Genomic DNA, 3,563 nt, shown 5'->3' with positions numbered 1-3,563 from the left:
GGCCCATCAGCAGGAATTCGTCGGCCTCTTCCGAGCGCGTCAGGATCTCGCCGCCGGTGACGCCATGGCCCTTGGCCTCGACCAGATTGGCCCAGGTTTCCGGCATCCGCTCGGCGATTGTCACCGTGCGCCGGCCGTTCTCGACGAAGCGGCCATGCGCGCCCGGCCCGACGCCGACATATTCGCCATAGCGCCAGTAGGTCAGGTTGTGCCGGCTCTCGGCGCCAGGCCTGGCGTGGTTGGAAATCTCGTAGGCCGGCAGGCCGTGCGCCTTGGTGATCTCCTGCGTCAGTGCATAGAGGTCGGCGGCATGGTCGTTGTCGGGAATGATGAATTTCTTTGCCGCATGCAGCGCGTGAAAGGGCGTGCCTTCCTCGATGGTCAGCTGGTAGAGCGACAGATGGTCGGCGGCATGGCCGATCGCCTGTTCCAGCTCCGATGCCCAAGCCTCCGGCGTCTGGCCGGGGCGGGCGTAGATCAGGTCGAAGGACAGCCTTGGGAATATTTCCCGCGCGAGGCCGATGGCGTGCAGGGCCTCTTCGACATTGTGCAGCCGGCCGAGGAAGCGCAAATCCTTGTCGTTCAGCGCCTGCACGCCGAGCGACACGCGATTGACCCCAGCCGCCCGATAGCCGCGAAAGCGCTCGGCCTCGACCGAGGACGGATTGGCCTCCAGCGTCACCTCGATGCCGGCAGGCACAGTCCAGTTCTTCGCCACGGCGTCCAGAACCCTGGCCACGGTTTCCGGCTTCATCAGCGAGGGCGTGCCGCCGCCTAGAAAAACGCTGGTCACCTCGCGCGGCCCGGTGCGCTCGCGCATCGTCGCCAGTTCGGCCTCGAAGGCGGCGGCAAAGCGCTCCTGGTCGACCGGCTGGTGGCGAACATGGCTGTTGAAGTCGCAATAGGGGCATTTGGCCGCGCAGAACGGCCAGTGGACATAGACGCCGAAGCCGGGCGTCCGGTCGAGCAGCATGCTCATGCCGAGCCCAATCTCGCTTTGGCGAATTTCTGGAAGGCACGGGCGCGGTGCGACAGCGCCGTGGCCTGGCCGGGCTTCCAGCCATGCTTTTCCTCGGCGCTCATTTCGCCGAAGGTTTTTTCGAAGCCCTCGGGCAGGAACACAGGATCATAGCCGAAGCCGAGCTCGCCGCGCGGTGGCCAGACCAGCGTGCCCTCGGCCTCGCCGCGATAATATTCGGCCTCGCCGTCGGGAAACGCCAGGCAGATGACGGCGACAAAGCGTCCCTTGCGCTGCTCCGGCAAGGCGGCGCCGACCTCCTGCAGCGCCACTTCGGTGCGTTGCATGGCCATGCCGAAGTCACGCGAACCGTCCGGGGTTTCGGCCCAGTTGGCGGTGTAGACGCCGGGCGCGCCGTCAAGCGCGTCGACGCACAGGCCGGAATCGTCCGACAACGCCGGCAGGCCGGTCGCCTTGGCGGCGGCGAGCGCCTTGATGTAGGCGTTCTCCTCGAAGGTGGTGCCGGTCTCGTCCGGCTCCGGCAGGCCATACTCCCTGGCCGACTTCGCTTCGAAGCCGAACGGTCCCATCAGGTCGGCGAATTCGCGCAGCTTGCCCTCATTATGGGTGGCGACGACGATCTTCTTGCCATCGAGAGAATGCATCAAAGGCCCCAGATTCTTGGCTCGGCAAATTCGATCGAGTTGCCCGAGGGGTCGCGTATATAGATCGAACGGCCGCCCTGCGGCCACTCGAATTCGCTCTCGATGGCGATCTTCTTTGCCTCCAGATGGGCTTTCCAGCCGGCGATTTCATCGTCGGTCGCCGTAAAGCAGAGATGACCTTGGCCGACCGCGCCGTGCGGTGGCACCGGCAGCCTCGCGTCGGGCGCCGGCGGGATTTTGGTTGCCTCGGCGTTGAAGACGAGCAGCACGCCGGGGCCGCAGCGGAAGAAGAGGTGGCGGCCGTCGACCTTGCCGAGGAGATTGAGGCCGAGGATGTCGGTGTAGAAGGTTTCGGCGGCGGGCAGGTCTGTGACGTAGAGGGCCGATTCCAGGATCGTGGAGGGTGTCACGAGGCGCCCCCCTCTGGCCTGCCGGCCATCTCCCCCTCAGGTGGGGAGATTGGCAGCTTCTGCATTGTCGCGCGCCCTACAACGCCGGAGATTGGCGAAGCCCTAGATGACATCCGATCTCCCCACTTGAGGGGGAGATGGCCGGCAGGCCAGAGGGGGGCGCTCAGGCTCGACATCTAAAAACTAAGCCACTGCCATCTGCTGCAAACTCACCAGGCGCTGGATGCCTTTCTTGGCCAGGCCCATCAGGTCCGCGAACTGCTCCTCGGAGAAAGGCTCGCCCTCGGCGGTGCCCTGGATCTCGACGATGCCACCCTTGCCTGTCATGACGAAATTGGCGTCGGTGCCGGCCGCGGAATCCTCGATATAGTCGAGGTCGATGACCGGCTGGCCGTCATGGATGCCGCAGGAGATCGCCGCGACATGGTCCTTCAGCACCTTGGCGACGCTGGCCATCTGGCGCGCTTCCATCCAGCGCAGGCAGTCATACAGCGCCACCCAGCCGCCGGTGATCGATGCGGTGCGGGTGCCGCCATCGGCCTGGATGACGTCGCAGTCGACGGTGATCTGCTGTTCGCCCAGCGCCTGCAAATCGACCACGGCGCGCAAGGAGCGGCCGATCAGCCGCTGGATTTCCAGCGTGCGGCCGCCCTGCTTGCCGGCCGAAGCCTCACGGCGCATGCGCTCGCCGGTCGAGCGCGGCAGCATGCCGTATTCCGCCGTCACCCAGCCCTTGCCGGAGTTGCGCATCCAACCCGGCACTTTTTCCTCGAGGCTGGCCGTGCACAGGACATGCGTGTCGCCGAACTTCACCAGGCATGAGCCTTCGGCATGCTTGGAGACGCCACGCTCGAAGGAGATGGCACGCATTTCGTCGAATTGGCGTTTGGAAGGGCGCATTCAGGGCTGCTTTCTTGTCATTTTTCGGAATCTTGGCCGGCTTGTAACCGCATGGGACGCGTGGCGCAAAGGAAAATGGGCTGACGATCGGACACAGACACCGGGTTGCGCGGGTGCAGTGTAAGTCTATATCCTTGGGCCGGAGGTTTTTGGCCGTATGACCAAGGCAGTCGATCCGAGTTCGCAGTCGCCCGCGCTTCAGTCGCCAGTATTCCAGGCGCTCGACATGCGTTCCCGCGACATCTTCCGGCGCATCGTCGATTCCTATCTCAGGGACGGTGAACCGGTGGGATCGCGCAGCCTGTCGCGTATCCTGCCGTCCTCACTGTCGCCGGCGACCATCCGCAACGTGATGAGCGACCTCGAGCATCTCGGCCTGATCTACGCGCCGCACATTTCGGCCGGCCGGCTGCCGACGCAGGCCGGCCTGCGTTTCTTCGTCGATGCCTTCATGGAGCTTGGCGACCTTTCCGACGAGGAGCGCCGCGCCATCGAGGCACAGGTGCGGGCGTCCGGCTCCGGTGCGACGCTGGAGCACATGCTGACCGAGGCCAGCCAGATGCTGTCGGGCATGTCGCGCGGCGCCGGCCTGGTGCTGGCCGCCAAAAACGAGGTGGCGCTGAAGCACAT

Annotated in this window: 4 protein-coding genes and 1 pseudogene; 1 reads left to right on the top strand and 4 read right to left on the bottom strand. The window is 65.2% G+C overall.

Annotation, left to right across the window (positions count from 1 at the left end; translation table 11 throughout):
* From hemW to rph, 4 genes are all read right to left on the bottom strand, one after another.
* The coding region (gene hemW, locus EN994_RS22785; protein WP_127307823.1) for a radical SAM family heme chaperone HemW at positions 1-979 on the bottom strand (979 nt) is incomplete at its 3' end.
* On the bottom strand, positions 976-1,623 hold the full coding sequence (rdgB, locus tag EN994_RS22780; protein WP_063169656.1) for an RdgB/HAM1 family non-canonical purine NTP pyrophosphatase: 648 nt from the start codon (positions 1,621-1,623) through the stop codon (positions 976-978). The genes hemW and rdgB, both read right to left, overlap by 4 nt.
* Entirely contained in the window at positions 1,623-2,033 is a 411-nt protein-coding gene (locus EN994_RS22775) for a VOC family protein (RefSeq protein WP_063169655.1), read from the bottom strand. The genes rdgB and EN994_RS22775 overlap by 1 nt, the downstream gene beginning before the upstream one ends.
* Before the next feature lie 183 nt (positions 2,034-2,216).
* Positions 2,217-2,933 (bottom strand): ribonuclease PH, encoded by a 717-nt coding sequence (gene rph / locus EN994_RS22765; RefSeq protein WP_013528632.1) that lies wholly within the window; start codon positions 2,931-2,933, stop codon positions 2,217-2,219.
* A 157-nt stretch (positions 2,934-3,090) separates the two neighbouring features.
* Between rph and hrcA the strand changes: the two are divergent.
* Positions 3,091-3,563: pseudogene (gene hrcA, locus EN994_RS22760) on the top strand (heat-inducible transcriptional repressor HrcA); the annotation flags it as partial.

Source organism: Mesorhizobium sp. M7A.F.Ca.CA.002.09.1.1 (assembly GCF_003998555.1).
GTDB lineage: Bacteria > Pseudomonadota > Alphaproteobacteria > Rhizobiales > Rhizobiaceae > Mesorhizobium > Mesorhizobium ciceri.
The sequence above is the reverse complement of the archived record's forward strand: the minus strand, read 5'-3'. Positions and strand labels throughout refer to the sequence as shown.

What these genes read in the sequence shown, in the direction of transcription:
- rdgB (WP_063169656.1), bottom strand. Translation starts at nt 1,623, where the DNA reads ATGCATTCTCTCGATGGCAAGAAGATCGTCGTCGCCACCCATAATGAG.
- rph (WP_013528632.1), bottom strand. Translation starts at nt 2,933, where the DNA reads ATGCGCCCTTCCAAACGCCAATTCGACGAAATGCGTGCCATCTCCTTC.